Raw genomic sequence first — 24002 nt, forward strand, 5'->3', positions numbered from 1 at the left:
GCCCACGCAAGGCCCCGAGTGCGCCCGCCCGGGTCACGGCCGCGCCCCGGCGAGAAGGGCCAGGGCGTCGGTGACGGTGAAGCGGCCGGCATAGAGGGCCTTGCCGACGATCACCCCTTCAAGGCCGAGGGGCTCGAGGCTGGTCAGGGCGGTCAGGTCGTCCAGGACGGCCACCCCGCCGGAGGCGATCACCGGGCGGTCGGTGGCGGCGAGCACCGCCTCGAGGCTGTCGACGGCCGGGCCGGTCAGCATGCCGTCCCTGGACACCTCGGTGTGGACGAAGCGCTCGCATCCGGCCGCCTCCAGCCGGCGCAGCGTCTCGAACAGGTCGCCGCCGCTCTCGGTCCAGCCCCGGGCTTGCAGGGTGCGGCCGCGGGCGTCCAGCCCCACGGCGACCGCGTCGCCGTGGCGGGCGCACGCCTCGGCCACCCAGGCGGGGTCGGTAAGGGCGGCGGTGCCGATCACCACCCGGGCCGCGCCCAGGTCGAGCAGGGCTTGCAGGTCGCCGGCGGCGCGCACGCCGCCGCTGGCCTCGACCCGCACGGGCGCGACCCCCTCCACGATCCGGCCGATCTGGTCGCGGTTGACCGGGCCGCGCCCAAAGGCGGCGTCCAGGTCGACGACGTGGAGCCAGCAGGCGCCGCCGGCCGCGAACGCCTGCGCGGCCTCCACCGGGTCGCCGTAGCCGGTCTCGGTGCCGAGCTCGCCCCGCACGAGCCGGATGGCCTGGCCGCCCAGCAGGTCGACGGCGGGCAGCAGCTCCAAGGTCATGTGGCGCAGACCTCGACGAAGTTGCCCAGCAGGGCGAGGCCGCTGGCGCCGGACTTCTCGGGGTGGAACTGGGTGCCGAACAGGTTGCCCCGCTCGATGGCGGCCGCGAACGGCGCGCCGTAGTCGCAGACGGCCGCGACCGCGTCCCCGCCCGCCTCGGGCGCGTAGGAGTGGACGAAGTAGAAGCGGGTGCCGCTCGGCAGGCCGGCGAACAGCCGGCTGCCGTTGCGGACGGCCACCTCGTTCCAGCCGATGTGGGGCACCTTCACGCCGCCGGCGAGCCGGCGCACGGTGCCGGGCACCACGCCGATCCCGCCGGTGACCGGGCCCTCCTCGCTCGCCTCGAAGGCGAGCTGCATCCCTACGCAGATCCCGAGCAGGGGCCGGCCGGCCGCGAGCCAGCCGGCCACCGCGCCTGCCCCACCGGCCGACCCGAGCCCGGCCAGGCAGGCGCCGTACGCGCCCACGCCGGGCACGACCAGCCCGGCCGCGCCCGCGGCCGCCGCCACCGAGGGCACCACCCGCACGTCGGCTCCGGCCCGGTCGAGCGCCTTGGTGGCCGAGTGCAGGTTGCCGACCCCGTAGTCGAGCACCGCGATGGCAGGCCGTGGCCTGGTCATGCCGGCGTGCCCGGCGGGGGGCCGCCGCACGGTCATGCCAGCGTCCCCTTGGTCGAGCCGCTGCCGGCGCGCGGGTCGGGCGCGCAGGCGTCCCCGAGGGCGCGGGCGAGCGCCTTGAAGCAGGCCTCCAGGGCGTGATGGGGCAGGTCGGCCGCTTCGAGCACGACGTGGACGGTGCAGCGGGCCTGGGCGACCAGGCCTTCGAGCAGGTGGCGGGCCTGTCTGGGGTCGAAGCCGCCCAGCTCGCCCGGGCGGGCGTCGACCCGCACGTCCCAGACCAGGTAGGGGCGGCCGGACAGGTCCACGGCGGCCCGTGCCCTGGCCTCGTCGAGGGGCACGACCGCGTCCCCGAACCGGCGCACCCCGCCCTTGTCGCCGAGGGCTTCGGCCAGCGCCTGCCCGATCGCGATGCCGGTGTCCTCGACCGTGTGGTGGGCGTCGACCTCGAGGTCGCCCTTGGCCCGCACGTCGAGGTCGAAGCGGGCGTGCCTGCCGAGCTGGGCGAGCATGTGGTCGAGGAAGGGCACGCCGGTGTCGCTCCCGGACCGGCCCCTGCCGTCGAGGTCGAGGTCGACAGTGACCGCCACCTCGCTGGTGCGCCGCTCGACCCGGGCTCGGCGCGGCCCGGCCATCAGGCGAGCACCTCCCCGAGGGCGGCCAGGAAGGTGTCGTCCTCCTCGGGCGTGCCCACGGTGACCCGCAGGTATGCCTCGAGGGTCGGGTAGGTGGAGACGTCGCGGACCAGCACCCCCCGGTCCAGCAGGCCCTGCCAGACGGTCCTGGGCGGCCGGCCCGGGGCGAAGCAGAGGAAGTTCGCGTCGCTGGGCAGCACCTCGACGCCCGGGAGCCGGGCCAGCCCGGCGGCGAGCCGGTCGCGCTCGCGCTCGGTGGCGGCGATGTGGCCCATGAGGTCCCCGACATGGGCGAGCGCGCGCAGCCCGACCGCCTGGGTCGGCGTGGACAGGTGGTAGGGCAGGCGGACCAGGCGGATCCCGTCGACCACGGACGGGTCGGCGAGCAGGTAGCCGAGGCGGACGCCCGCCATCCGGAACGCCTTGGAGAAGGTGCGGGTGACGACCAGGTTGGGGTGGCGGGAGAGCAGCGCTGCGGCGTGCGCGGTCCCGAACTCCCCGTACGCCTCGTCCACCACGACCAGGCCGGGCGCGGCCCGGCAGACGGCGGCGAGCACGTCGGGCCCGGTCGCCTCGCCGGTCGGGTTGTTCGGCGAGCACCAGAAGGTGAGGTCGGCGCCTGCTCCGGCCACCAGGTCGGCGGCCACCTCTGCGGTGATGGGCACGTCGCGCGGCTGGACCTCGGTGACGACCCGGGTGCCGGTGGCCCGGGCCAGCAGCGAGTGCATCGCGTAGGTCGGCTCGACCACCAGGGCGGAGCGGCCCGGCCCGGCGAACGCCATGAGGAGCTGCTGCAGCACCTCGTTGGAGCCGTTGGCGGCCCAGGTCCCCTCGAAGCCGTGCCCGGCGTGCAGCGCCAGCGCCTCGCGCAGCTCGGTCGCCTCCCGGTCCGGGTAGCGGTGCAGCTCAAGGTGGCGCACGGCCTCGGCCAGGTCGTCGAGCACGCCCTGGGGTACCGGCCAGGGCGTCTCGTTGGTGTTCAGCCGCACCGGCACGTCGAGCTGGGGCGCGCCGTAGGGGATGAGGCCGGCGAGGTCGTCGCGCACGCGGACGCGGTCGGCGGCGACCGGCATCCGGCCGGTGCCGGGCCGGTCCGGGTCCGAGCGGGCGGGGTCGGCCGTGGCCAGCACGCCACGGCTGGCCGGGCTGCCTGGCGTGGTCATGGCGGCGCCTCCCGGGTCGGGGCTGGGTTCCTCGCGCTCGGAGGGGGGCTGGGTTCCTCGTGCTCGGATCGGGTGCTTCCTTCGGCCGACCACGGGCGCACGCCGAGCCGGACCTGGACGGCCCGGCCGTGGGCGGGCAGGTCCTCGGCGCGGGCCAGGGCGGCCACCGTGGGCGCGGCCGCGGCCAGCGCGTCGCGGTCGAACTCGGCCACCTGCACCGGGCGGAGGAAGTCCAGGGTGGACAGGCCGGCCGAGAACCGGGCGGTGCCGGCGGTGGGGAGCACGTGGTTGGTGCCGGCCGCGTAGTCGCCGAGCGACACCGGCGTCCACGGGCCGACGAAGACGGCACCGGCGTTGCGGACCCGCGCGGCCAGCTCGCCGGCGTCGGCGACCAGCAGCTCGAGATGCTCGGGGGCGAACGCCTCGACGACCCGGAGCATGGCAGCCCGGTCGTCGCAGAGCACCACCGCCGACTGCCCGGCGAACGCCGCCTCGACCCGCTCCCGGTGGGCGGTGGCCGCGGCCTCCTCGGCCAGGACGGGCTCGACCGCCTTCCAGACGTCCGGGTCGTCGGTGACGAGCAGGCATGCGGCCAGCGGGTCGTGCTCGGCCTGGGCGACCAGGTCGGCGGCGACGTGCCCGGGGTCGGCGGTGGCGTCGGCAAGCACGGCGATCTCGGTGGGGCCGGCGAAGGCGTCGGTGCGGACGCGGCTGGCCACCTCCTGCTTGGCCAGGGCGACGTAGAGGTTGCCCGGTCCGGTCACCGAGTCGCTGGCGGGCACGGTGGCGGTGCCGAGGGCCAGGGCGGCGACCGCCTGGGCGCCGCCGAGCAGCCAGACCTCGTCGACCCCGAGCAGCGCGGCGGCGCCCAGCACGGCCGGGTGGCCACGGCCGCCGGGGCCGGGCGGGGTGGCCAGCGCGACCGCGCCCACCTCGGCGGCTTGGGCCGGGACGACGTTCATGACCACGCTGGACGGGTAGGCGCCGAGACCACCGGGCGCGTACACCCCGGCCCGCCCGAGCGGCTCGAAGCGCTGAACCAGGCGGACGCCGGGCCGGGCGGTGAAGGTGACCGGGGACGGCCGCTGGGCCTCGTGGAAGGCGCGGACCCGTTCGGCCGCGTCGCGCAGGGCGGCGCGCACCGCGGGGTCGAGGGCCCGCTCGGCCGCTGCCAGCTCCTGCCTGGTGGCGCGCCACCGGGCGGGCGGGGTGTCGACCTGGTCGAAGCGGCGGGCCGCCTCGGCCACCGCCTCGTCGCCGCGGACGGCGACGTCGTCGACGAGCGCGCGGACGCTGGCCCGGGCGGCGGCCACGTCGGCGGCGGGCGCGCGCGGCAGCAGGCCGGCCGGGTCGCGGTCGCAGCCTCGCAGGTCGATCAGGGGCAGCACGTGCAGGCTCCAGGCGGATGGGCAGACGTTGGCGTGTGGGCCGGCCGTGTGCGCGACCGGCCCGACGAGGGCCCAAGGTACCGCAGTGCCGGTGAGGGGGCGAAGCCGGTTTCCACAGCCCCGGGCTCGTGTCCGGTGCGACGCGCCGGGGGCGAGCCACTACCATGGAGGGCAGGACCCTCTCGCTGCGAGGCTGGTCGTGGAACTCCCGCTCTTCCCTCTGTCCACCGTGCTCTACCCGGGCCTGCCGATCCCGCTCCACGTGTTCGAGGAGCGCTATCGGGAGATGTTCGCCCGCATCCTCGACAGCGACCAGCGCTTTGGCGTGGTCGCGATCGTCGAGGGGTTCGAGGTCGGCGGCGCGGCCACCTACCATCCGGTCGGCTGCCTGGCAGAGGTCAGGGAGGTCCGGCCCTACCCGGACGGCCGGCTCGACGTGGTCGCGCAGGGGGCCAGCCGCTTCGAGATCGGCGGGGTCGTGCAGCCGCGCCCCTACATCGTCGCCGAGGTGACGACGCTGCCCGAGGAGGCCGGCGAGGACGCCGAGCGGCACGCCAAGCGGGCCGGCCGGCTGTTCACCCGGTACGTCTCGGCCCTGCTCGAGCTGGCCGGGGAGGACGGCGGCGAGTTCGAGGTCCCGGCAGACCCGCTGCCCGCCTCCTACTTCGTCGCCGCCGGCCTGCAGATCGACGTGGCCGACAAGCAGCGGCTCCTGATCGCCCCCACGGCCGCCGAGCGGCTGCAGGCCTCGACCATCCTGCTCCGCCGCGAGCTCGCCCTCCTGGAGCGGCTGCAGGCCGCCGGCCCGGCCCGCATGACCGGCCCGTTCTCGTTGAACTGACCGGGGCTCCCGCCGCCCGGGGTCGCGCGGACCCTGGCTCGAGCAGTCAGAGCCGAGCAGCCGGCAGGCTCGAAGGTGACTCGGGCGACCCCCGCCTGACTCCGCGGACTTGCTGGCCCATGAACGCTCCCTACGGGATAAGCTCGACGGCGAACCGGCGACGACGCTACTCGATCGGACGGCCCGGTCGAAGGCCCTTGAGCGAGGGTGGACGGCCGTCCCGATACTCTGCTCATGATAATCTGCTCATATGGATCGAACCGTCTGAAGCGTTCGGACGAAGTCGAAGGTGCCCTGCCCCGCACGAAACGAGGTCCCGCTTCGCCATGCGTGTGGTGCTGCTGATCGCGGTCGGGGGTTTCCTCGCGCTCGGTCTGCTCACGGTCGTCGCTGCCATCGGGTCGGCCCGCGTCGCGCGAGACGAGGAGGCGCGTGCCCGGGCCACGCCGCCAAGCCGCCGCCGGCGCCGGCGCCGCTCCGGCGCCGGGCAGCCGCCCTCCCCCGCCCCAGGCCGGGCCGAGCAGCCCGGGCACGCCCCTCCCGGCCGAGCCGCCGATCCCCGCCGCGGCGGCCGGTCCAGCTCCACGGGCTGACCCGCGCCGGTCACGCTCCACGCTGACCCGCGCCGGTCAGGCTCCACGGCTGACCGGCGCCGGTCAGGCGAGCAGGGCGTCGCCTTGGCGCCCCCTGGCGCCCTGGCACGCCGCGGTGAGGTCGGCGCGCCAGCACCACCGAGGCGCTGTGGCCTGCGGCCGGGTCGGGTCGGGTCAGGCGAGCAGGGCGTCGGGACCGAGCTCGGCCTTGATCTCGGCGTAGAGACCGTTGCGGGGATCGACCCGGAACTGGTCGCCGAGGCGGACGATCATGGTCGAGCGGGCACCGCGGATCTGCAGGTGCACGGGTGCCTTGCCCCGGTGGGAGCCGAGGATGCGCTTGAGGCGGTTGACCGTGCTGTCGTCGCAGGCGCGTGCCTCCAGGTTGAGCACGACCGGCTCGGTTCCCGGCTCGCTCAGGTTCGGCGGCTTGACCTCGACCGCGATCAGCTTCGGGGTCTCGTCCCGGGCGTCCACCCGGGCCTTGACCACCACCACGGCGTCCTGGGCGAGCAGGCCCTGGTGCTGCTGGTAGGTCTGGGGGAAGAAGATGCACTCGGCCGTCCCGTCGAGGTCCTCCAGGTCGGCCACGACGTAGGTCTCGCCCCGCTTGGTGAACTTCTTGGTCAGCTTGGCCAGGATTCCGGCGACCGTCACCATCGCGCCGTCGGCCCGCTCGGCCAGTACGGCCAGGCTCGTGTCGGCCGCAGCCGCGAGCACCCGCTCGAGCCCGAGCAGGGGATGGTCGGAGACGTACTGGCCGAGCATCTCCTTCTCGAAGGCGAGCCGCTGCGCCTTGTCCCAGTCGTCCTGGCCGAGCGTGGGCCGGGGCACGGGCACGTCGGTCTCGCCGAGGTCGAAGAACGAGAACTGGCCGGCCGCCTCGGCCCGCTTGCGGCTCAGGACCTGGTCGACGTGGTCCTCGTACTGCTCGATCAGGGCCCTGCGGGGGTGGCCGAGCGAGTCGAACGCGCCCGCCTTGATCAGCGACTCGACCACCCGCTTGTTCAGCACGCCGGCGTCGACCTTGTCGCAGAAGTCGAAGAAGTCGGTGAAGCTGCCCTTGTCGTGCCTGGCGGCGATGATTGCCTGCACGACCTGCTCGCCGACGTTGCGGACGGCCGACAGGCCGTACCGGATCGCCCGGCCCCGCCCGCCCGCTGCGGCGGGCGAGCTCTCGGCCGGGGCGCCCGGGCCGGGTGCCGCCCCGGCCCCGGCCGGGGTGAAGTCGGAGTCGGAGTCGTTGACGTCGGGCGGCAGTACGGTGATGCCCATGCGGCGGCAGGAGCCGAGGTACTTGGGGCGCGCGTCCTTGTCGTCCTTGACGCTGGTGAGCAGCGCCGCCATGTACTCGACGGGATGGTGCGCCTTGAGGTAGGCGGTCTGCCAGGCGACCAGGCCGTAGCCGGCCGCATGGGCCCGGTTGAACGAGTAGCCGGCGAACGGCTGGATGAGCCGCCAGAGCGTCCTGGCCTGCTCAGCGGTGAGGCCCTTGTCCTGGCAGCCGGCCAGGAAGCGGGGCTCCTCCTTGCGCATGAGGGCCTCGATCTTCTTGCCGATCGCCTTGCGGACGATGTCGGCCTCGCCGGCCGAGTAGCCGGCCACCCTCTGCAGCAGCGTGATGATCTGCTCCTGGTAGACCATGACGCCGTAGGTGTCGGCGGTGATCTCCTCGAGCAGCGGGTGCAGGTAGGTGACCTTGCTGGGGTCGTGCTTGCCCGCGATGTAGGTGGGGATCTGCTCCATCGGCCCCGGCCGGTACAGGGCGATCAGGGCGACGATGTCCTCGAAGCGGTCCGGGCGGAGCTGGCGGAGCAGGCGGCGCATGCCTTCCGACTCCATCTGGAACACCCCGTCGGAGTCCCCGGCCTGCAGCATCTGGAAGGTGGCCTGGTCGTCCTGGGGGAGGGTGCCGAGGTCGAGCTCGGCCCCGGCCGCCCGCAGGTGCTTCAGGGTGTCGTCGAGCACGGTGAGGTTGCGCAGGCCCAGGAAGTCCATCTTCAGCAGCCCGAGCTTGGCGACCCCGTTCATCTCGTACTGGGTGATGATCGCCCCGTCGGCCTCGCGCTTCATGACCGGCGCGGCCTCGATCAGGGGGACGCGGGAGATCACCACCGCGGCGGCGTGCACGCCCCACTGCCGGCGCAGCCCCTCCAGGCCCTCGGCGGTGTCGAGCACCTTGCGTGCGTCGGGGTCGTTGTCCCTGGCCGCCCGCAGGTCGCCCGAGAGCTTGTACGCCTCGGCGAGCGGGAACTCCTTGCCCAGGACCGGCGGGGGCATCATCTTGGCCAGGTCGTCGCCCAGCTTGTACGGGTACCCGAGCACCCGGGCCGAGTCGCGGATGGCCTGCTTGGCCTTGATGGTGGAGAAGGTGACGATCTGGGCGACGTGGTCCTCGCCGTACTTCTCGGTCGCGTAGCGGATCATGTCGCCGCGCCGGCGCTCGTCGAAGTCCATGTCGATGTCGGGCATCTCGCGGCGCTCGGGGTTCAGGAAGCGCTCGAACATCAGCCCGTAGGCGATCGGGTCGAGCTCGGTGATGCGCAGGCAGTACGACACGCAGGAGCCGGCCGCGCTGCCCCGTCCGGGCCCGACCCGGATGCCGTGCTCGCGGGCGTGGCGGCACAGGTCGGCCACGATCAGGAAGTAGCCGGCGAAGCCGAGGTGGTTGATGACCGACAGCTCGTAGTCGAGCCGCTCCTGCGCGGCCCTGGGCAGCGGGTCGCCGTAGCGCCCGGCCGCCCCCCGCATGGTCTCCTCGCGCAGCCATGACTCGAGGGTGTGGCCCTCGGGCACGTCGAACTCGGGCAGGTGGTTGCCGCCGAAGCTCAGCTCGACGTCGCAGCGCTCGGCCACCGCCAGCGTGTTGTCGCATGCGTCCGGAACCTCACCGAACAGGGCGCGCATCTCGGCCGGGGACTTGAGGTAGAACTCCTCGGCGTCGAACTTGAACCGCTTGGGGTCGGCCAGCACGGCGCCGGTCTGGATGCAGAGCAGCACCTCGTGGGGGACGGCGTCGGCCTTGCGGGTGTAGTGCAGGTCGTTGGTGGCGAGCAGCGGGATGCCGAGGTCGCGGGCGCAGGCGACCAGCTCCAGGTTGACCCGCTTGTCCTCGGGCAGGCCGTGGTCCATCAGCTCGACGAAGTAGTTGTCGGGCCCGAACAGGTCACGGAACTCGGCGAGCACCGCCTTCGCGCCGGCCTGGTCGCCCTTGAGCAGGCGCTGGCAGGCCTCGCCGCCGAGGCAGCCGGAGGTGGCGATGACGCCCTCGTGGTGGCGGGCGAGCAGCTCGCGGTCCATGCGCGGCTTGTAGAAGAAGCCCTCGATGGAGGCATGGGAGACCAGCCGCAGCAGGTTGTGGTAGCCGGTCTGGTTCTCGGCCAGCAGGGTGAGGTGCGTGTAGGGCTCGGCTGAGTCGCGCCGCTGCTTCTCGAACCGGGAGCCGGGGGCCAGGTAGGCCTCGGCGCCCAGGATGGGCTTGACGCCGTGCTTCTTGCCGGCCTGGTAGAAGTCGACCGCGCCGAACAGGAAGCCGTGGTCGGTCATTGCCAGCGCCGGCATGCCCATGCGGGCCGCCTCGACGAACAGGTCGTCGACCCGGGCGGCCCCGTCCAGCATCGAGTACTCGGTGTGGACGTGGAGGTGGGCGAAGCTGTCCGGCACCGGTCTCACTCCCCCACCAGCTCGTGACTCGATCGCTGCGACGCCCGTGCACAGGGTTCTCCACAAGCCTAGCCGAGGCTGTGGACAAAATTACACGGCTGTAACTTTGGGGGAGCCTACACCCTGGCGCGGGGGGTGGCAACGGTCCCGCGAGGGCTGAAACGCTTGCGCCACAAGGGTTTCAGCGGGAAGCGCCTGGTCAGCCATTCTGGTCAGCCAATGAGGAATCCGGAGGCCTTCAGCCCTCCTGGCGGAGCCGGTCGAGGACGGCCCCGAGCTCGGCGGGGAGGGGGTCGGTGACCGTCACCTCCTGGCCGGTGGCCGGGTGCCGGAACGCCAGCCGCCAGGCGTGCAGGAACGGGCGGCCGAGGCCGAGCCTGGCCGCCAGCGCCGGGTCGGCGCCGTAGGTGCGGTCGCCGGCGACAGGGTGGCGCAGGTGGGCCAGGTGGACCCGGATCTGGTGGGTGCGGCCGGTCTCGAGCCGGGCCTCGACCAGGTCGGCGGCCCGCAGCCGCTCCTCGACCTGCCAGTGGGTGACCGCCCGCCGGCCCGAGGCCACCACCGCCATGCGCTTGCGGTCGCGCGGGTGGCGGCCGACCGGCGCGTCCACGGTCCCGCTGCCAGCGGCCAGGTGGCCCTGGACCAGCGCCAGGTAGCCCCGCTCGACCCGGTGGGCGGCGAGCTCGCGGGCGAGCGCGAGGTGGGTCGCGTCGTCCTTGGCCACCACGAGCAGCCCGGAGGTGTCCTTGTCGAGGCGGTGGACGATCCCCGGCCGGTCGCTCCCGCCCGCCGCCGACAGGCCGGTGCCGGCCACCTCGCCCGAAGCGCGCGAGGCCGAATCGCCTGAAGCGCGCGAGGCCACCTCCCCTGCAGCCGGGGGGGCCACCTCCCCCGAAGCTAATGGGGCTGCCTCGCCCGAAGCCGGTGCGGCCCGGCCGAGCAGGGCGTTGACCAGGGTCCCGGCGGGGTGCCCGGGGGCGGGGTGGACGACCAGCCCGGCCGGCTTGGCCACCACCAGCAGGTGATCGTCCTCCCAGCGGACCGCGAGCGGCACGGCCTCGCCGGCCGGCGGGCCGGCCTCGGGCTCGGGCGGCGGGTCCCAGGCCAGAACCTCCCCGCCGTGGAGCCGGTGCGACTTGGGGCGGGGCCGGCCGTCGACCAGGACCCGGCCGTCGGCCGCCCAGCGGGCGGCGGCAGCGCGCGACACACCCGCGAGCTCGGCCACCACCTCGTCCAGCCGCCGCCCCGCGCTCCCGGAGGGCACCGGCCAGGTGCGGGCGGGGCTCACGCCCGGGGGGTGGAGCGCGGGCCGGTGCCGGTACCGACGTCGCTGGCGTCGGAGGCGGGGGGGCCCCGGTCGCCGCCCTCCTGGCCGGCCGGCTCGGCGCGGCCGAGCAGGAACGCGAGCAGCAGCCCGCCGATCACGATGCAGGAGTCGGCCACGTTGAACACCGGCCACGGCCCAACCTTGACGAAGTCGACCACCTCACCCCGCAGGGGGACGTCGCCGCGGAACAGGCGGTCGAGCAAGTTGCCGATGGCGCCGCCGAGCAGCAGCCCGAGCGCGAGCAGCACCGGCCGGCCCCTGGCCCGGCGCGCGCTCCACATGATCGCGACCGTGACCACCGCCGCCATCACCGCGAAGAAGTACGGGGCGCCGGTGAACAGCGAGAAGGCGCCCCCGGAGTTGGTGGTGTAGCGCAGGTCGACGAAGCTGCCGACCAGCCGGAGCGGCGGCCGGCCGGCCAGGGTGCGCACGACCACGAGCTTGGTGAGCTGGTCGACCGCCACGATCAGCGCGGCGGTGCCGTAGACGAGGGCGAGCCGCCCGGCGGTCCCCCTCATCACCGCAGCCGCACCTGGCGCCGCGCGTCGGCCAGGCAGAGGGTGGCGTACGGGAGCGCGTCCAGGCGGTCGGGCTCGATGGGGTCGCCGCACGTCTCGCAGCGGCCGAAGGTCCCGCGGTCGATCTGGGCGAGGGCGTGCCGGATCTTCTCGATCAGGTCCCTGGCGTTGTTGGACAGCGACAGGTCGCGCTCCCGCTCGAAGGTGTAGGAGCCGGCGTCGGAGAACTCCTCGTCGAAGCCGACCTCACCCGACCCCTCGGGGGTGTTGGCGTTGGCCGCCTGCTCGAGCTCCTCGGCCTGGACGGTCAGCTCGTCGAGCTCGGCCTGCAGCCGCTCGCGGTAGCGCCCCAAGGCGTCCTCGGCCAGGGTGGTCCCGGGCTCGGGACCACCCTGGGCCGGGCTGGAGGCAGCCCTGGGCTGCTTGTTGCGTGCCATGGCGGCTCCTCCCGTTCCCCGGCCGGCGTCGGCCAGGGCCCGGCCGGGCCGCCGGCCGGCGTGGGCCGGCCGCGACCTCGACCCGGGTCGAGCCGGCCTGGTCGTGACAGCGCATTGTACCGGCGGCTCGCCCACGGGAGGGGAGGTCGCCCGGGGATCCGGCGGTCCCGCCGGCCACCGACGATGCCCGGCGCCTCCCGGTCGAGATCGTGACCGGCGCGGCCTCGCCACCGGCGGCGTGGGCAACCCGGTTGCCCGCGACGGTACACTTGGGCGTACAGGCGACGACGGGAACGAGTAGCGGGCGGCACGGCCGCCAGCGAGCCGGGGACGGTGGAAGCCCGGTGGCACGGCACCCGCGAAGATCCTCCCCGAGCCGCTGCCCGAACAGCCCCGGTCGAGCGACCGGGCCGCCAAGTAGACGCAGCCGGGCCCGCCCGTGACAGCGGGAGGCCATCCTCCGGGGTGGACCGTGAGGGGCCGGCGTGGTCCCGCGTCCCCGGGCGCGGGGACAGGCCGGCAAGAGGGGTGGTACCGCGGGGCCGCACGGCCTCGTCCCTTCGCGAGACACCGGCGACGTGACCGCGGAGGAGACCAACGATGGGGCAGTTCCCCGAAGTCGACCCCCAGCTCGACCTGCCCGCCCTGGACCAGCGGGTGCTCGCCCTGTGGCGCGAGCGCAAGGTCTTCGAGCGCTCCCTGGACCAGCGGGTGGGCGCCGAGCCGTTCGTCTTCTACGAGGGCCCGCCGACCGCCAACGGCCGGCCTGGCGTGCACCACGTGGAGGCCCGGGTCTTCAAGGACCTGTTCCCGAGGTTCAAGACGATGCGCGGCTACCGGGTCGACCGCAAGGGCGGCTGGGACTGCCACGGGCTGCCGGTCGAGCTGGAGGTGGAGAAGGAGCTCGGCCTCACCCACAAGCGGGACATCGAGGCGTACGGCATCGAGGCGTTCAACGCCCGCTGCCGGGAATCGGTCGAGCGCTACGTCGACGTGTTCGAGGACCTGACCGAGCGGATCGGCTTCTGGATCGACACCGGCCAGGCCTACCGCACGATGGACTCGTCCTACGTCCAGTCGGTGTGGTGGGCGCTGGCCGAGCTGTACCGCCGGGACCTCCTGTTCGAAGACTACAAGGTCCTCCCCTACTGCCCGCGATGCGGCACCGGCCTGTCCGACGCCGAACTCGGGCTGGACGCCTACCGGGAGGTCGACGACCCCTCGGTGTACGTGCTGCTGCCGGTGACCTCCGGGCGGCTGGCCGAGGAGCGGGCCGCGCTGCTGGTGTGGACGACCACGCCGTGGACGCTGGTGTCGAACGCGGGCGTGGCAGCCGGCCCGGGGATCGACTACGTCCTGGTCGAGGCGGCCGGGCCGGGCGGCGGCACCTACCGCATGGTGCTCGCCGAGGCCCGGGTGGCCGAGGTGGTCGGCGAGGGCGCCCGGCCCCGCGTGCTGCGCCGGGTGCCTGTCGAGGAGCTGGTCGGCACCACCTACCAGCGGCCGTTCGAGCTGGTCGAGGTGGCCCCCGAGGAGGCCGAGCGCGCCTGGCGGGTGGTCACGGCCGACTACGTCACCACCACCGAGGGGACCGGGCTGGTCCACACCGCTCCCGCCTACGGGCCCGAGGACCTGGAGGTGGGCCGGCGCGAGGGGCTGCCGGTGCTGCACCCGGTCGACCGGGAGGGCCGCTTCGCCGAAGGCACCGGCGACCTCTCGGGACTGCACGTGAAGGCGGCCGACCCGGTGATCATCGAGCGGCTCTGGGCGGACGCGGTGCTGTGGCGGGAGGAGACCTACCGCCACGACTACCCGCACTGCTGGCGCTGCAAGACGCCGCTGCTGTACTACGCGCTCACCTCCTGGTACGCGCGGACCACGGCGGTGGCCGACCGCATGCTGGCCGAGAACGCGCAGGTGGGCTGGCGGCCGGAGCACATCCGTGACGGCCGCTTCGGCGACTGGCTGGCCAACAACGTGGACTGGGCCCTGTCGCGGGCGCGCTACTGGGGCACGCCGCTGCCGCTCTGGCGCTGCGGCGATGGCCACGTCACCGCGGTCGAGAGCCTGGCCGACCTGTCAGCCAGGGCGGGCCGGGACCTGTCCGGGCTCGACCCGCACCGGCCATACGTCGACGAGGTGGCGTTCGCCTGCCCGGTGTGCGGCCTCGAGGCGCGCCGCGCGCCCGACGTGATCGACGCCTGGTTCGACTCCGGCTCCATGCCCTTCGCCCAGTGGGGCCACCCGCACACGGGCAGCAGGGAGCTGGAGCGGGCCTTCCCGGCCGACTTCATCTCCGAGGCGATCGACCAGACCCGCGGCTGGTTCTACTCGCTGCTGGCCGTGAGCACGCTGCTGTTCGACCGGTCGCCCTACCGCAACGTGGTCTGCCTGGGGCACATCGTGGACCGGGACGGGCGCAAGATGTCCAAGAGCCTCGGCAACGTGCTCGACCCGTTCGACCTGCTCGACCGTTACGGGGCGGACCCGCTGCGCTGGTTCATGCTGGCCACGGGCTCGCCGTGGGTGTCGCGTCGCCTGTCGCCCGAGGCGCTCGGGGAGGTCACCCGGTCGTTCTTCCTCACCCTGTGGAACACTTATGCCTTCTTCACCCTCTACGCCCGGCTGGAAGGGTTCGACCCGAAAGCGCCAGAGCAGGGCGAGGCGGGCCTGCTCGACCGCTGGGCGCTGGCCAGGCTGCGCGAGACCGTGGCCGGGGTCACCGCCGACCTGGACGCCTACGACGCCACCGCGGCCGCGCGCCGGCTGTCGGCGCTCGTGGACGACCTGTCAAACTGGTACGTGCGCCTGTCGCGGCGCCGCTTCTGGCGCGCGGCCGGGGCCGGGGCCGACGCTGCGGCCGCCTTCCGGACCCTGTGGACCTGCCTGCGCACCACGGCCCTGCTGCTGGCCCCGTACGCGCCGTTCGTGGCCGAGGAGCTCTGGCAGGGGCTGGTGGTCGCGGTCGACCCGGACGCCGGCGACTCGGTCCACCTGGAGAGCTGGCCGGCGGACCGGCCGGCCGAGGGCGACGCCGAGCTGCTGGCCGCCATGGCCGAGGCGCGCCGGCTGGTCGGGCTCGGACGCCAGGCCCGCGCCGAGGCGCGGGTGAAGGTGCGCCAGCCGCTGGCCCGGGCCCTGGTCAGCGTCGACCTGGCCCTCCGCCCGGCGGTCGAGCCGCTGCTCGACCTGGTCGCCACCGAGCTGAACGTGAAACGGGTCGAGTTCGCCGAGGCCTCGCGTACCTCTACCAGCGGGGCCTCTGGTGGCGGGGCCTCGCGCGCCTCGGGCGGCGGGGCCTCGCGCGCCTCGGGCGGCGGGGCCTCGGGCGGTGCGGCCGGGCTGGTCGCGTACCGGTTGACGCCCAACTTCCGCGCGCTCGGGCCGCGGTTCGGCAAGCAGGCCCAGGCGGTCGCCGCGGCGGTGCGCGCCGCCGACGCCGGTGCGCTCGCCCTGGAGCTGCTGGCCGGCGAGTCGGTCGAGGTCGACCTGCCCGGCGCCGGCCCGGTCCGGCTCGGGCCGGAGGAGGTCGGCGTGACCGAGGAGCCGGTGGTCGGCTGGCGGGTCGTCCGCGACGGGGCCGCCAGCGTCGCCCTCGACCTCGACGTCTCCCCCGAGCTGCGCCGGGAGGGGCTGGCCAGGGACGTGGTCCGGGCCGTCCAGGACCTGCGCAAGTCGTCCAGGCTGGCGGTGGACGACCGCATCGACCTCGCCGTCAAGGCCGAGGGCGAGGTGGCCCGGGCGCTCGAGGACCACCAGGAGTACGTGCTCGGCGAGACCCTGGCCGCCTCGCTGTACCGGACCCCCCAGGGCGACGGCTACGATGCCCGGGTGGAGCTGGACGGGCAGCCGGTGCGGATCTGGCTCCGCCCCCGGCCGCGCGCGTAACCGCGCCGTGGATGGGCTGCGCTCGTGCGCCGGCCGAGCGCGCTGCCGTGTGCTGCCGTGGGTGGGCGCGGCGAGGAGGCGGGCATGCGGGGACGTGAGGACGGCATCGGGAGGCTCCTGCCCGACGCCCGGCCATGGTGGGGGTACGTGTGGGCGGCCCCGAACAGCCTGGTCGGGCTGGTCGGGGCGTTGACGGCCGGCGCCCGGCCGGTACGCTGGCGGGGGGTGCTGCTGTGCGAGGGCGGCAGCAAGGGGCTGGCCTGGTTCCTGGCCAAGCGGGGGTTCAGCGCCATCACCCTCGGGCACGTGATCGTGACCACGGAGCGGCTCGGCGACCACGTGCTCGCCCACGAGCTCGGCCACGTCCGCCAGCACGAGCGCTGGGGGCTGCTGTTTTACCCGGCCTACCTGCTCACGAGCCTGGGCGGCTACCGGCGCAACCCGTTCGAGCGGGCCGCCGAGCGGCACGCGGTGACCGCGCTGTCTCGCCAGGCCGGCCACGACCACCGTTGAGGGGTGTCGCCGACGTCGACGCGACCTGGATGAGCGTGCGCTTCGTGGTCCGGCTGGCCGACCGCCCCAAGCGGGCCCGCGGCGCGCACCCCGGTCGCGGCGGACATCTACCAGGGCTGCGTCAGCTCCGGCTGCCGCGCCGGACAAGCGCGCGCACGAGCAAGATCACGGCGACGGCGTCGGCGGCCAGGGACCACCAGACGAAGGCCAGCCCGTCAGGCCGGAACAGCGACAGGGCAAGCAGCCCAATGGCGACCGCCATGGCCAGCACGGCGGCGGCGATCACAGCCGGGCGTCAGGGGAAGGCCCGGTGAGGGCTGCTCCGGTCAGTCGTCGTGGCGCAGGCGGTCCACCCGGTCGCGGCCGTTGTGGCCGAGCTGGTCGCCCTCGCGCAGAGCCTGGTAGGAGTTGGTCTGCCTGGCGCCGGTGGGCAGGGCGGGAAGGTCGTCGCTACCCGGCAGCGGTCGCGAGTTGTTGCTCCCGAGCCCGGGCGGCGGGCTCGGGGCCACCGGACCGGACGGGGCCGCGTCCTCCAGTGCCTTGAGCTGGCCTTCCACGAAGCCGCGGAGGCGGGCCCGGTAGTCGCGCTCGAAGGCGCGCAGCGCCTCGATCGAGCTCTCGAGCTCCTGCCGGCGACGGGCCACCTGCTCGGTCGCCTGGGCAATCTGCATGCGGGCCTGCTCCTCGGCCACGCGGGCGCGCGCCTCGGCCGACTGGATGCGCTCCTTGTAGCGGGTCTCGAGCCCCTCGGTCAGCTCGCGGGCGCGAGCCTGTGCGGTCTCGGTGACCTCGCGGGCGCGCATCTGGGCGGCCTCGGTGACCTCGCGGGCGCGCATCTGGGCGGCCTCGGTGACCTCGCGGGCGCGCATCTGCGTCTGCTCGGTCGTGTTCTTCGAGCGCGCCTCGGCCTCGGTCACCATTGACTTGGCCTTGGACTTGGCCTCCTCGACCGTCTGGTCCGCCATGCGCTGGGCCATCACCAGGGCCCGGGCGATGGCCTCCTCCCCGGCCCGAGGCTCAGCCTGGGACATGGGGGGCGGCACCGGCGCGACGGACGGGGGCGGGGGCTGTGGAGGCGCTGCCGTCATCCCTCCGTTCGCGGCCTGCTCGCGAAGCCGGCTCACCTCGTCCTGGAGCCGGGTGAATTCCTCTGTGACCTGGTCGAGGAAGGTATCCACCTCGTGCATGGCGTAGCCACGCATGGCCTTGGTGAATTCCTTATGTTGGATGTCCAACGGCGTCAGTGGCGGCATCTGTGGCTCCTTGCTGCAAGTGATCGGTCATTGTAACCGAGCACCGCTCGATCGTCGTTGTTGGGCTGCCTACCTGCTAACTCACCACGCTTCTCAACAGGGCGATCAGCACGAACACGATGAACGGGGAGAGATCGAGGGCTACTGCACCGACTCGCAGTGGGGGAAGGAGTCGCCGGATCGGACGGAGGACAGGTTCGGTCAGGTCATACAGGATTCCGTAGAGGATCGCCATACCCTGGAGCCCCCGGCCGCCGTTCAACGAGATGATGAAGTCGAACACGATGCGGCCGAGAAGGACAAGCCAGTACAGCGACAGCAGCAGGGACAGGAGGAAAAGTAGCAGATTCACTTGGTCATGCCTGGTTGAAGAAGCCGCGTTCCTGCAGGCGGCGCCGCTCCTCGGCCGAGACCTCGACGTTGGCCGGCGTGAGCAGGAACACCTTGTCGGCCACGCGCTGGATGCGTCCGTCGAGCCCGAACGTCAGCCCGGCCGCGAAATCGATAAGTCGTTTGGCTGTATCTGCCTCCATCGCTTGAAGATTAACAATCACCGGGATGTCCGCTTTGAACTTCTCGCCAATCTCCTCCGCATCGTTGAAGCCGGACGGTTCGATGAGGTGCACCTTGCCGGCGGCTGCTGTCGGGATCGGGCGGATCACTGCTTCGACCGGCTCCTCGAGCCGGACGCCGTCCCGCCGTCGAGGGTCGAGCGGCTCCTCGCGCACGCGCCGGATGGACGCCGAGCCGGCCGGCGCCCTTCCCCCTGCCGATTCCACCACATCGGCCAACTCCTCCTCTTCTTCCGGTTCGACCAGCCCAAGCCATACCAAGCTCTTCTTGAACGCCCCGGGCACGCACCTCACCTACCTTGCGTTGAGATCCTACGTCCTCGAAGGGGCAAACTCCGAACCGACGAGGGACGCACTCCGAACCGACGGTCCGATCCGCCCCAGTGTGTACCGAGCCGCCGGCTTTCAACCACCACAATCGTCGAGTAGCAAATCATGGATCCCGTCCGAGCATGACGAACTTCGCGGCGCACCGCCACGGGGGTGCCGCTTCGCTCCCTTCGTCCGGGTGATGGACCGGCTCCGGTTGATGGACCGGTCCCGGGCCGCGGGGGCGGCGCACGGCCGCGGGCCCGCGCTCACGGACCGCCCCCAGCGTCCCCGGACCGCCGCGCCGGCCGGGGGAGGCCCTCTGCGCCCCGGTCCCCGGACCGCCCGCCCGGCCGGGGGAGGCGCTCCGGGCCCTGGTCCCCGGACCGCCGCGGCGGCCGGGGGCCGAACACGGCGGTGCCGACCCGGACCAGGGTCGCCCCCTCCTCAACAGCCACCTCCAGGTCGGCGGTCATGCCCATCGACAAGTGTCGCATGCCATGCCCCAGGCTCCGGGCCAGCTCGGCGGCGCGCCGGAAGGCGGGCCGGGACGCCTCCGGGTCGGTCGCGGCGGCCGGCATGACCATGAGGCCGGCCAGCTCCAGTCCCTCCACCGCCCGGCACGCGGCCACGAACCCCTCCAGCTCGGCTGGCCGGACCCCGTGGGCGGCTGGCCGCTCGTCCAGCTCGACCTGGACCAGGGCCTGGGCAACGGTCCCCCTGTCGTGGGCCCGGCGCCCGAGTGCGCGGGCGGTCGGCACCGACGCGAGCGAGTGGACCAGCGCCCCGGCGGCCACCACCGTCCCGGCCTTGTTCCGCTGCAGCCGGCCGACGAAGTGCCAGCGCACCCCGGTCCCGGCGAGCCGGGCCGCCTTGGCCTCGAGCTCCTGGGCGTAGCTCTCGCCCACGTCGGCCACGCCGGCGGCCAGGGCGGCCCGAATCGCCTCGACCGGGTGCAGCTTGGCCACGGCCACGAGGGTGACCTCGGCGGGGTCGCGCCCTGCCCGCGCCGCCGCGGCGGCGATGCGCTCGCGCACGCGCTCGACCCGGCCCGCGACGGCGGCAGTGCCGCCCGCCGTGCTCATCGCGGTCCCGTCCCCGGCGGGACCAGGGCGACCAGGCCGGCCTGGCGGCCCGTGGGCCCGTCCCGACGGTAGGAGAAGAACCGCTCGGGGTGGTCGAAGGTGCACTCCCCCGCCACCCGGATCCGCTCGAACCCCGACCGCCGCAGCGCCTCGGCAGTCCCGGCGGCCAGGTCCAGCGAGGGCCGGCCCGCCCTGGTCGTGGCGGCTGCGCCCGGGTAGCGGGTGGCGACCGCGTCGCGCACCTCCTGGCCGACCTCGTAGCAGCAAGGCCCGACGGCCGGGCCGATCAGGGCGACGGCGGCCTGGCCGGCCGGCTCGCCGCCAGCCCGGGCGAACCCGGCGGCGGCCGCCTCGACCACCCCGGCGGCCAGGCCGCGCCAGCCCGCGTGGACCGCGGCGACGACCCGGCCGGCCGGGTCGACCAGCAGGACCGGCACGCAGTCGGCGGCGAGGACGGCGAGGACCAGGCCGGCCTCGGCAGTCACCAGGGCGTCGGCCTCGGCCAGGGCCGGCTTGGCCTCGGGCGGTCCCTGGCCCAGGCGGTCCCGGGCCGCGGTCACCGCGGCCGCGGAGTGGACCTGGCGCACGGTCGCCCAGGGCAGCCCGGCCAGGCCGAGCACCGTGGCCGCCCGGCGCCGGTTGGCGAGCACCGTGCGCACGTCGTCGCCGACGTGCAGGCCCAGGTTGAGGCTCTGGTAGGGCGGCCCCCCGCGCCCGCCGGCGCGGGACGTGAAGGCCGCGACCACGCCGTGCTCGAGCAGGTCTTCGGCAACCAGCACGGGCGGCCACGCCGGCCATGCCGCTTGGCCGGACGGGCCGGCGCCTCCAGCCGGGACGGGCCCGGCCGCGGGCAAGGTCGTGGCGGCCTCTGGGGCTCCGGCGGCCTCTGGGGCTGGGACGGGCCCGGCCGCGGGCAAGGTGCCGGTGCTCTCCGGAGTGGGGGCGGGCGGTGCCGGCCGCCAGACCAGGCTTGGGGCGGGGGGCGCCGGACGCGTCGGCACCCCCGCCGGCGCCGGGGCCGCAGGGGTGGGCGCGCCCCGCTCAGCGCTTGAGGAAGGAGGGGATGTCGAGGTCGTCATCGCTGTCCAGGGCCGGCCTGCGGGGCGGCTCGCGGCTCGGGGGCTCGGGCGGGCGGTGCTCCTCGACCCGGCGGGACCCGGCGCTCGGCCACACGCTCTCCTCTTCGGCCCTGGTGGGCCTGGCCACAGGCGGGGCCGGCTCCGGTTCGGCCTCCTTGGTACGGTCGAACCCGGCCGCGATCACGGTGACGCGGACCTCGTCGCCGAGGGCGTCGTCGATGACCGCCCCGAAGATGATGTTGGCGTCGGGGTGGGCCGCCGAGGCGATCACCTCGGCGGCCTCGTTGACCTCGAACAGCCCGAGGTCGCTGCCGCCGGAGATGTTGAGGAGCACGCCCCTGGCCCCGTCGACCGACGCCTCGAGCAGCGGCGAGGAGATGGCCTGCTGGGCCGCTGCCACCGCGCGGTCCTCGCCGCGGGCCTGGCCGATGCCCATCAGGGCCGTGCCCGCCTCGCGCATCGTGGCCCGCACGTCGGCGAAGTCGAGGTTGATCAGGCCGGGGATGGTGATCAGGTCGGTGATCCCCTGCACCCCCTGGAGGAGCACCTGGTCGGCCAGCATGAACGCATCGAGCATCGAGGTGGTCCGCTCGGCCACCTGGAGGAGGCGGTCGTTGGGGATGATGATGAGGGTGTCGACCTCGGCCTTGAGCCGCTCGATGCCCTGGTCGGCCTGGGCCGAGCGGCGCCGGCCCTCGAACGCGAACGGTCTGGTGACCACGCCGATGGTGAGCGCTCCCTGGGCCTTGGCGAGGCGGGCGACCACCGGGGCGCCCCCGGTGCCGGTGCCGCCCCCCTCGCCCGCGGTGACGAACACCATGTCGGCGCCCTTGAGCACCTCTTCGAGCTCCTCGGCGTGGTCGTCGGCGGCCTGCCGGCCCACCTCGGGGTTGGACCCCGCGCCGAGCCCTCGGGTCAGCTCCCGGCCGACGTCGAGCTTCACGTCGGCGTCGGAGGCGAGCAAGGCCTGGGCGTCGGTGTTCACCGCGATGAACTCCACGCCCTTGAGGCTTGCGTCGATCATCCGGTTGACGGCGTTGACGCCGCCGCCCCCGATCCCGACCACCTTGATCACGGCCAGGTAGTTCTGCGGCGCCGCCATCATTCGATCGTCCTCCTTCGCCCGGTTCCCGGACGTTCTCGTCCCTTCGCGGTCGTACTCGTCGGGACCGCGCCGGCCAGCCCGCATCCGCCGCACCACCCGGCGCCGAGGACCAGGGAAAGAGGGGGAGTTGCCGAGGGGACCCCCGCAGCCAGTGTGCCCGCTTCCCCGATGCCACCGCCACGGTCCGTGACCGCTGAGCGGCGTTCAGGTCGGCAGGGACTCTGCACCTATGCCTCAGCCTCTACTTAAGGTTCACCGTTATGTCAACCTCAAGTCGCGGCGGATGCTACCGGTGGCCCGGAGGCCGGTCAACCACCCTCGGCGTCCTTCCCTGGGTAACCGTTGGCGCGGACGGGTTCCGCACGTCGACCAGCAGCACCTCCCTTCCTTGCCGTGAGAGCTTGCCGAGCAGCAGCAGGGCTGCCGCGTCCTTGGCCGGCTGCGCCTCGGCGAGCCCGTACAGGACCCGCGAGCCGCCCCGCAGCTGGAACTCGAGGCTGTCGATGGAGCGGGCCTCGACCCCGGTCACGAGCCTGGCCAGCTCCGGGCGGAGCCCACCGAGCGCGGCGACGGCATTGGCGAGCGGCCCGCCGGCCGGGAGCCTGGTGCCGGGGCGGAGCCCCGGGGGCACGGGCACGTGGGCCACGAACGGGATGCCCTTTGGCCGGGCCGCGCCCGCGTCGAGCACGGTCCCGTCGGCCGCCACCTGCCACCAGTGGCCCCCGGCGCTGATGGTGGCCGTGGGCCGGCGCTCGACCACGGTGATGCGCAGGCTCGACGGGTAGTCGCGACGCACCTCGGCTCGCGCGACCCGGGGCAGGGTCTCGACCCGGCGGCGGATCGCGCCCGGGTCCATGGCGAGGTAGGGCTGGCCGGGTCGGACCCCGGAGGCGGCGATGACCTGGGCTGGGGTCAGGGCGGCGGTCCCCCGCACCGTGACCGAGGTGAGCGAGAACAGCGGGGAGTCGACGAGCTTGACGACGCCGACCGCGAGCAGGATCGCGCCCACGCCGCCGGCGAGCTGCCGGCGGCGGCGCCGGACCCGGTCGGCGGCGACCTGGCGCCGGCGCTCGATGATGCGGCGGTCGGCGGCCGCCCGCCCGGCCGGTCCCGGGGTCCGCTGGCCGGCGGCCGCGTCGGGCGGCCGGCCCCTGGTCCGCTGCGAGGTCAACGCTCGACCTCCGCGGCAGGGGCGTCGAAGTCGCCGACGAGCTGCACCTCGGTGCGCAGGGAGATGCCCAGCTCGTCGCGGGCGCGGCGCTGCGCGAGCCGGATGAGCGCCAGCACGTCCGCCGAGGTGGCGCCCTCGGCGGCCACGATGAAGTTCGCGTGGACCTCGCTGACCCGGGCGCCCCCGCGCCGCTCCCCCTTCAGGCCGAGCTGCTCGACCACCCGGCCGGCGGCCGTCCCGGGCGGGTTGGCGAACACGCTGCCGCAGTTGGGCTGGTTGACGGGCTGGTTGTCGCGCCGCCAGCGGCGCGCCTCGTCGATCTCGGCCCGCACCTCGGCCTCGGGGGCCGGATGGAGCGCGAACCGGGCCGCGGTCACCACCGCGCCCGCCGGCAGGGCCGAGCGCCGGTAGCCGAAGCCGAGCTCGTCCGGCTCCATCCGCTCCGGCTCCCCCGCCGACGGGCCGGCCAGCGGGACCACCTCGGCCCAGACCAGCCGGTCGGCCAGCTCCGAGCCGTGGGCGCCGGCGTTCATGCGGACGCCGCCACCGACGCTGCCCGGGATGGCCACGGCGAAGGCGATGCCGCCGAGCCCGGCCGCCGCGGAGCGGGACGCCACGCTGGGCAGCGGCGTGGCCCCGCCCGCCTCGAGCTCCTCGCCCTCGATCCGGATGCCGCGGAACCGCTGCCCGAGGTGGAGCGCGACGCCTGGCCAGCCGGCGTCGGCGACCAGCATGTTGGAGCCGCGCCCGACGACCAGCAGGGGCAGCGGCACCTCGGCCAGGGTCGCGGCCAGGGCGGCCAGGTCGGCGACCTGCTCGGCCCGCAGGAACAGCCGGGCCGGCCCCCCGAGCCGGAACGTGGTGAGCGGCGCCAGCGCGAGGTCGCGCCGCACCCGCCCCGGGCAGCGCACCGACAGCAGCGCCCAGGCCTCCTCCAGGGCCGCGGCGTCGACCGGGCCGGGCAGCCCCGAGGCACCCCCCGGGCCGGGCAGCCCCGAGGCACCCCCCGGGCCGGGCACCCTCGAGGCATCCTCCGGACCGGGCGGCTGCCCGGGACCGGCGACGCTCGCGCCT

Annotated in this window: 22 protein-coding genes; 4 read left to right on the forward strand and 18 right to left on the reverse strand. The window is 74.6% G+C overall.

What is annotated here, in order from left to right; all coding sequences use genetic code 11:
* Positions 1 to 33: 33 nt before the first annotated feature.
* The 5 genes from VG276_17525 to hisD are packed head-to-tail and all read right to left on the reverse strand — an operon-like array spanning position 34 to position 4574.
* Positions 34 to 771 (reverse strand): HisA/HisF-related TIM barrel protein, encoded by a 738-nt coding sequence (locus tag VG276_17525; GenBank protein HEV8651132.1) that lies wholly within the window; start codon positions 769 to 771, stop codon positions 34 to 36.
* Entirely contained in the window at positions 768 to 1427 is a 660-nt protein-coding gene (gene hisH / locus VG276_17530; protein ID HEV8651133.1) for an imidazole glycerol phosphate synthase subunit HisH, read from the reverse strand. The genes VG276_17525 and hisH overlap by 4 nt, the downstream gene beginning before the upstream one ends.
* Positions 1424 to 2023 (reverse strand): imidazoleglycerol-phosphate dehydratase HisB, encoded by a 600-nt coding sequence (gene hisB, locus VG276_17535; protein ID HEV8651134.1) that lies wholly within the window; start codon positions 2021 to 2023, stop codon positions 1424 to 1426. Before hisB ends, hisH begins: the two co-directional genes overlap by 4 nt.
* The gene (locus VG276_17540; protein HEV8651135.1) at positions 2023 to 3186 is read right to left on the reverse strand and encodes a histidinol-phosphate transaminase; all 1164 of its coding nucleotides are present in this window, start codon (positions 3184 to 3186) and stop codon (positions 2023 to 2025) included. The genes hisB and VG276_17540 overlap by 1 nt, the downstream gene beginning before the upstream one ends.
* Positions 3183 to 4574: a histidinol dehydrogenase gene (gene hisD, locus VG276_17545; protein HEV8651136.1), complete on the reverse strand. Its 1392-nt coding sequence runs from the start codon at positions 4572 to 4574 to the stop codon at positions 3183 to 3185. The genes VG276_17540 and hisD overlap by 4 nt, the downstream gene beginning before the upstream one ends.
* 199 nt (positions 4575 to 4773) lie before the next feature.
* On the opposite strand from hisD, the gene VG276_17550 reads away from it, so the two are divergent.
* On the forward strand, positions 4774 to 5415 hold the full coding sequence (locus VG276_17550; GenBank protein ID HEV8651137.1) for an LON peptidase substrate-binding domain-containing protein: 642 nt from the start codon (positions 4774 to 4776) through the stop codon (positions 5413 to 5415).
* A 326-nt stretch (positions 5416 to 5741) separates the two neighbouring features.
* A complete protein-coding gene (locus VG276_17555; GenBank protein HEV8651138.1) occupies positions 5742 to 6008 on the forward strand; it encodes a hypothetical protein in 267 nt (88 codons plus the stop codon).
* Between the two features lie 174 nt (positions 6009 to 6182).
* Here VG276_17555 and dnaE read toward each other — a convergent pair whose 3' ends face one another.
* From dnaE to VG276_17575, 4 genes are all read right to left on the reverse strand, one after another.
* Complete coding sequence (gene dnaE / locus VG276_17560; protein ID HEV8651139.1) at positions 6183 to 9671, reverse strand: DNA polymerase III subunit alpha; 3489 nt, start codon at positions 9669 to 9671, stop codon at positions 6183 to 6185.
* Between the two features lie 238 nt (positions 9672 to 9909).
* Positions 9910 to 10959, reverse strand: coding sequence for an RluA family pseudouridine synthase (locus VG276_17565; protein HEV8651140.1), 1050 nt, complete (start codon positions 10957 to 10959; stop codon positions 9910 to 9912).
* Positions 10956 to 11516 (reverse strand): signal peptidase II, encoded by a 561-nt coding sequence (lspA, locus tag VG276_17570; protein HEV8651141.1) that lies wholly within the window; start codon positions 11514 to 11516, stop codon positions 10956 to 10958. The genes VG276_17565 and lspA overlap by 4 nt, the downstream gene beginning before the upstream one ends.
* Positions 11516 to 11953 (reverse strand): TraR/DksA family transcriptional regulator, encoded by a 438-nt coding sequence (locus tag VG276_17575; protein ID HEV8651142.1) that lies wholly within the window; start codon positions 11951 to 11953, stop codon positions 11516 to 11518. Before VG276_17575 ends, lspA begins: the two co-directional genes overlap by 1 nt.
* Positions 11954 to 12553: 600 nt before the next feature.
* On the opposite strand from VG276_17575, the gene ileS reads away from it, so the two are divergent.
* Both ileS and VG276_17585 read left to right on the forward strand, forming a co-directional pair.
* The gene (gene ileS, locus VG276_17580) at positions 12554 to 15841 is read left to right on the forward strand and encodes an isoleucine--tRNA ligase (protein ID HEV8651143.1); all 3288 of its coding nucleotides are present in this window, start codon (positions 12554 to 12556) and stop codon (positions 15839 to 15841) included.
* Between the two features lie 84 nt (positions 15842 to 15925).
* Positions 15926 to 16354, forward strand: coding sequence for a hypothetical protein (locus tag VG276_17585; GenBank protein HEV8651144.1), 429 nt, complete (start codon positions 15926 to 15928; stop codon positions 16352 to 16354).
* 121 nt (positions 16355 to 16475) lie between these two features.
* Here VG276_17585 and VG276_17590 read toward each other — a convergent pair whose 3' ends face one another.
* From VG276_17590 to murB, 9 genes are all read right to left on the reverse strand, one after another.
* On the reverse strand, positions 16476 to 16640 hold the full coding sequence (locus VG276_17590) for a hypothetical protein (GenBank protein HEV8651145.1): 165 nt from the start codon (positions 16638 to 16640) through the stop codon (positions 16476 to 16478).
* A 40-nt stretch (positions 16641 to 16680) separates the two neighbouring features.
* Complete coding sequence (locus tag VG276_17595) at positions 16681 to 17607, reverse strand: DivIVA domain-containing protein (protein ID HEV8651146.1); 927 nt, start codon at positions 17605 to 17607, stop codon at positions 16681 to 16683.
* 76 nt (positions 17608 to 17683) lie between these two features.
* Complete coding sequence (locus VG276_17600) at positions 17684 to 17959, reverse strand: YggT family protein (GenBank protein ID HEV8651147.1); 276 nt, start codon at positions 17957 to 17959, stop codon at positions 17684 to 17686.
* A 4-nt stretch (positions 17960 to 17963) separates the two neighbouring features.
* Positions 17964 to 18464: a cell division protein SepF gene (gene sepF, locus VG276_17605; protein ID HEV8651148.1), complete on the reverse strand. Its 501-nt coding sequence runs from the start codon at positions 18462 to 18464 to the stop codon at positions 17964 to 17966.
* A gap of 293 nt (positions 18465 to 18757) precedes the next feature.
* The gene (locus VG276_17610) at positions 18758 to 19573 is read right to left on the reverse strand and encodes a YggS family pyridoxal phosphate-dependent enzyme (GenBank protein ID HEV8651149.1); all 816 of its coding nucleotides are present in this window, start codon (positions 19571 to 19573) and stop codon (positions 18758 to 18760) included.
* The gene (gene pgeF, locus VG276_17615; protein HEV8651150.1) at positions 19570 to 20352 is read right to left on the reverse strand and encodes a peptidoglycan editing factor PgeF; all 783 of its coding nucleotides are present in this window, start codon (positions 20350 to 20352) and stop codon (positions 19570 to 19572) included. The genes VG276_17610 and pgeF overlap by 4 nt, the downstream gene beginning before the upstream one ends.
* A gap of 262 nt (positions 20353 to 20614) precedes the next feature.
* Positions 20615 to 21754 (reverse strand): cell division protein FtsZ, encoded by a 1140-nt coding sequence (gene ftsZ, locus VG276_17620; protein ID HEV8651151.1) that lies wholly within the window; start codon positions 21752 to 21754, stop codon positions 20615 to 20617.
* Positions 21755 to 22043: 289 nt separating this feature from the next.
* Positions 22044 to 22928, reverse strand: coding sequence for an FtsQ-type POTRA domain-containing protein (locus VG276_17625; protein HEV8651152.1), 885 nt, complete (start codon positions 22926 to 22928; stop codon positions 22044 to 22046).
* Positions 22925 to 23947 (reverse strand): UDP-N-acetylmuramate dehydrogenase, encoded by a 1023-nt coding sequence (gene murB, locus VG276_17630; protein HEV8651153.1) that lies wholly within the window; start codon positions 23945 to 23947, stop codon positions 22925 to 22927. Before murB ends, VG276_17625 begins: the two co-directional genes overlap by 4 nt.
* Positions 23948 to 24002: the final 55 nt, after the last annotated feature.

The sequence above is a fragment of the Actinomycetes bacterium genome (genome assembly GCA_036000965.1).
In the GTDB taxonomy this organism is placed as follows: domain Bacteria; phylum Actinomycetota; class CALGFH01; order CALGFH01; family CALGFH01; genus DASYUT01.

Excerpts from the sequence above, each read along its gene's own strand:
- VG276_17525 (HEV8651132.1), bottom strand. The coding sequence starts at position 771 with ATGACCTTGGAGCTGCTGCCCGCCGTCGACCTGCTGGGCGGCCAGGCC.
- hisH (HEV8651133.1), bottom strand. The coding sequence starts at position 1,427 with ATGACCGTGCGGCGGCCCCCCGCCGGGCACGCCGGCATGACCAGGCCA.
- hisB (HEV8651134.1), bottom strand. The coding sequence starts at position 2,023 with ATGGCCGGGCCGCGCCGAGCCCGGGTCGAGCGGCGCACCAGCGAGGTG.
- VG276_17540 (HEV8651135.1), bottom strand. The coding sequence starts at position 3,186 with ATGACCACGCCAGGCAGCCCGGCCAGCCGTGGCGTGCTGGCCACGGCC.
- VG276_17555 (HEV8651138.1), top strand. The coding sequence starts at position 5,742 with ATGCGTGTGGTGCTGCTGATCGCGGTCGGGGGTTTCCTCGCGCTCGGT.
- lspA (HEV8651141.1), bottom strand. The coding sequence starts at position 11,516 with ATGAGGGGGACCGCCGGGCGGCTCGCCCTCGTCTACGGCACCGCCGCG.
- VG276_17575 (HEV8651142.1), bottom strand. The coding sequence starts at position 11,953 with ATGGCACGCAACAAGCAGCCCAGGGCTGCCTCCAGCCCGGCCCAGGGT.
- ileS (HEV8651143.1), top strand. The coding sequence starts at position 12,554 with ATGGGGCAGTTCCCCGAAGTCGACCCCCAGCTCGACCTGCCCGCCCTG.
- VG276_17585 (HEV8651144.1), top strand. The coding sequence starts at position 15,926 with ATGCGGGGACGTGAGGACGGCATCGGGAGGCTCCTGCCCGACGCCCGG.
- VG276_17595 (HEV8651146.1), bottom strand. The coding sequence starts at position 17,607 with ATGCCGCCACTGACGCCGTTGGACATCCAACATAAGGAATTCACCAAG.
- VG276_17610 (HEV8651149.1), bottom strand. The coding sequence starts at position 19,573 with ATGAGCACGGCGGGCGGCACTGCCGCCGTCGCGGGCCGGGTCGAGCGC.
- ftsZ (HEV8651151.1), bottom strand. The coding sequence starts at position 21,754 with ATGGCGGCGCCGCAGAACTACCTGGCCGTGATCAAGGTGGTCGGGATC.